The 3,505-nt window shown below is 61.2% G+C and carries 1 protein-coding gene and 3 pseudogenes; 3 read left to right on the top strand and 1 reads right to left on the bottom strand.

Going from position 1 to position 3,505, the window contains the following annotated elements:
• Positions 1 to 516 (bottom strand): annotated as a pseudogene (locus AC1DVA_RS26945) (Y-family DNA polymerase); the annotation flags it as partial.
• On the opposite strand from AC1DVA_RS26945, the gene AC1DVA_RS26940 reads away from it, so the two are divergent.
• The 3 genes and pseudogenes from AC1DVA_RS26940 to AC1DVA_RS26930 form a co-directional block, all read left to right on the top strand.
• On the top strand, positions 493 to 639 hold the full coding sequence (locus AC1DVA_RS26940) for a hypothetical protein (protein ID WP_476807926.1): 147 nt from the start codon (positions 493 to 495) through the stop codon (positions 637 to 639). The pseudogene AC1DVA_RS26945 and the gene AC1DVA_RS26940 overlap by 24 nt on opposite strands.
• 652 nt (positions 640 to 1,291) lie before the next feature.
• Positions 1,292 to 1,867 (top strand): annotated as a pseudogene (locus AC1DVA_RS26935) (transposase); the annotation flags it as partial.
• Positions 1,868 to 2,401: 534 nt separating this feature from the next.
• Positions 2,402 to 3,505, top strand: a pseudogene (locus tag AC1DVA_RS26930) (IS3 family transposase); the annotation flags it as partial.

The raw sequence follows: 3,505 nt of genomic DNA, 5'->3' as shown, positions 1-3,505 counted from the left end.
GCGCCAGTGAGGATCCCGATCCTCTTCATTTTTGCTGCGGTTGCAGGTCCGACGCCGTGGAATTTATCCACCAACAGAGATTCGACGAAGGCTGAGCCCATCCGCGGTGTGATGACAGCCTGACCGTTGGGCTTATTGAGGTCGCTTGCCATTTTCGCGAGGAATTTGCAGTAGGAAATCCCCGCTGAGGCGTTGAGGCCGGTCACTGATCCGGGCGCGGATTATCGCCGCGATCTCGATTGCGACCTGAATTCCAAGCTCGTTTTCTGTCACGTCGAGGTACGCTTCGTCGAGCGAAAGCGGCTCAATCAAGGCCGTGTGCTCTGCGAATATTTCCCGAATCTGCGCCGACACTGCTCGATAAACGTCAAACCGCGGCGGGACAAAAATCAGGTCGGGACATTTCCGTTTTGCCGTGATCGACGGCATCGCTAAAAGCACCCCGAAGGCGCGAGCCTCGTAGCTCGCAGCCGCCACTTCAGGAGGCCTGCCATGGAGCTGTTCGTCGGTCTTGATGTTTCCGTTCGCACTATGAGCGTCTGCGTGATGGATGCGGACGGCAACGCGCCCTTTGCTGGGAGGCCAACCCCATCTGAAGCAACGGTTCTGAGTTCCGCGTCGCTGCGCGGACAGCCCTGATACCCCTCTTTCACGCCGTCACCGTCCGCCAATTGCCGCAACATGACGCCCCGGCCAGCGCCAACTGCGAAACGGCCGTCGCGACGTTGAAGAACAACGGAACCAAGGGAGGTGTCTACCAGGGCGAAAATTCGCCCGTCTGGTTCGCCGCAGACGGGTCTGATAACAACCCGTCAATCTGGATCCCATCCAATGTAAACGTGTGCATCGTTCTGGGAAGATTCGCGCCTGCAGCGACGAGTATTTGATGCGCCGTTGGGAAATCTTCCATAAGGGCTTGGTAACGACCGGCGACCGTCGCAATCGAGTTAATGTGCGGGGGAGGAGTTCCGCGCTCGAACGGCGTTGCAGGGCGGAGCATGCTTACTGCGACGCCTTTCATGTAGACCGTTTCGCCATTTGGGACGTGCAGCGCTGCAAGAGGCCTTATCAATACGAGGCGCGCGATCAGCGCTTCGGCGGGCTCAGCCGTTTGAATCGGCTCAGATCCGCTTGGCCCCCAGACTTCGGTGTACGGGCCGATCGCACCTCGACCCTTGATCTTGGAAATCGTCTCGTCCCTAATGACGGCCGTCCGACCGTCGACCGCCCGAATCGACACCATTTGGGACGCCCCCATCAAACTGCACGCTACAGTCGCATTATTACGTGGAAAGTCCAGCCGAAACTGTCGAGCGAGCACTTCAGCGTCGACGGCACGCTGATCGAGGCCTGGGCGTCGATGAAGAGCTTCCGCCCGAAGGACGGCTCCGGCGAACCGCCGACCTCGGGCAGGAACGGCGAGCGCGACTTCCACGGTGAGGCTCCCGCCAACGCCACCCACGAGAGCACCACGGACCCGGACGCAAGACTGTTCCGCAAGGGGCCCGGCCGCGAGGCGCGGCTCTGCTGCATGGTCCATGCGCTGATGGGGAACCGCAACGGCCTTGTGGTCGATGCCTGCCTGACCAAGGCCGACGGTCACGCCGAGCTCCACATGATCGAGCCGCGCGCCGACCGGCCGGGCCGAATCATGCTTGGCGCCGACAAGGGCTACGACGCCGAGGACTTCGTCAACGAACTGCGCGCGATGAACGTCGCCGCCAAGGCCAGGCGATCGGCCTCGTCCGCCGCCGGCCTCCGCAAGACCCGACACCGAGGGCTCGCACGCGTCGGCTGGCAGTTCACCTTCACCCTTGCCGCAAACAACCTAATTAGGCTGCCCAAGCTCCTCGCCGCAACGCCATGAAAGGAAAACCCAGGCCCGAAGTCCGCCCGGTCAAAGTCGACAGCGTCGGGACGCCATCCAAGCCGACACCAATTGCCTGCAACACTGACAATCCAGCGCAAAGCGCCAGTTTTTCCTCAGCCTGCTAAGCCAATTATTTGGCTCGCCGGTACTACTGTGTAAGACGCTCAGCACTACGATTACGGACGGCTGTCGAAAGCTCGGATCAGGCCGGGGACAAGCATCTCGGCACCCCAAGGCTAAGGCGTAGCTGCTTCTCTTCTCAAATTGGTAGACGGCCCGGCGGACAGATTTCGTTTGCCGTAGGTCCGGCCCAATCGAAACACGACGCTATTTGGCGCAGCCAGGACCAAGTGGAAGCGTGAAATACCAAGACCGCTGAGCGAAGCTGACGCAGTCCGGTGAGCAGGCCTTCGTATGATCCGCCTCTCCGTGCGTTTGAGAATAATGCCCGAGAGGCTGAATACACTGGTCTGCCCCCTGAAAAATGGTCCTCCGTGAAGTAGGCTTTTGAGCTTTTCGAGGATGCTTTTGATTCCGCAGAAGAAGCACAAGCCGGAAGAGATCGTCGCGAAGCTGAGCCAGTTCGACGTGCTGTTGTCCCAGGGGCGCCCGGTGGCGGAAGCGATCCGGGCCATCAGCGTAACGGCGTTCACGTATTATCGCTGGCGCAAGGAGTTTGGCGGTCTGAAGTCCGACCAGGTGAAGCGCCTGACGGACCTGGAGAAAGAGAACGAGCGGCTGCGYAAAGCCGTCTCGGATCTGACGTTGGAGAAGCTCATTCTCAGGGAGGCCGCGTCGGGAAACTACTGAGCCCCGCCCGTCGTCGCCGCTGCATCGACCACGCCATGGTAAAGTTTGGCGTATCGGAACGGCTGGCGTGCCGGGTTCTGGGGCAGCATCGTTCGACGCAACGCAAGCTGCCAGTGGGGCGGAGCGACGAGGTGGCGCTGACTGCCGACATCGTCGCGCTCGCGACCCTATACGGACGCTACGGCTATCGCCGGATCGCAGCCATGCTGGAGGCCGCCGGTTGGGCAGTGAACGTCAAACGTGTCCAGCGTATCTGGCGGCGGGAGGGGCTCAAGGTGCCGGCCAGGCAGCCGAAGAAGGCGCGCCTCTGGGGCTGAACGACGGATCATGCATCCGGCTCAGGCCTGAACATTCCGGCCATGTCTGGTCCTACGACTTCGTCGAAGATCGCACCCACAACGGTAGGAAGTTCCGCATGTTAAACGTCATCGATGAGTTCACCCGGGAGTGCATTGCGATCCGGATCGACAGGAAACTCAAATCCACCGACGTCATCGACGTCCTGTCCGATCTCTTCATCCTACGCGGCGTGCCGGGGCATATTCGTTCTGACAACGGTTCCGAGTTCGTCGCCAAGGCGGTGCGGGAGTGGATCGCGGCGGTCGGCGCGAAGACGGCGTTTATCGAGCCAGGTTCGCCATGGGAGAACGGCTACTGCGAGAGCTTCAACTCCAGGCTGCGCGACGAGCTCCTGAACGGCGAACTGTTCTACAGCCTCGCTGAGGCTCGGATCGTCATCGAAGGCTGGCGCCAGCACTACGACACCGGGCGCCCACACTCCTTGCTGGGTTACCGGCCGCCTGCACCACTTGCTGTGGTCTGGCC

This window comes from Allobosea sp. P4_C6, from assembly GCF_056402015.1.
The sequence above is the reverse complement of the archived record's forward strand: the minus strand, read 5'-3'. Positions and strand labels throughout refer to the sequence as shown.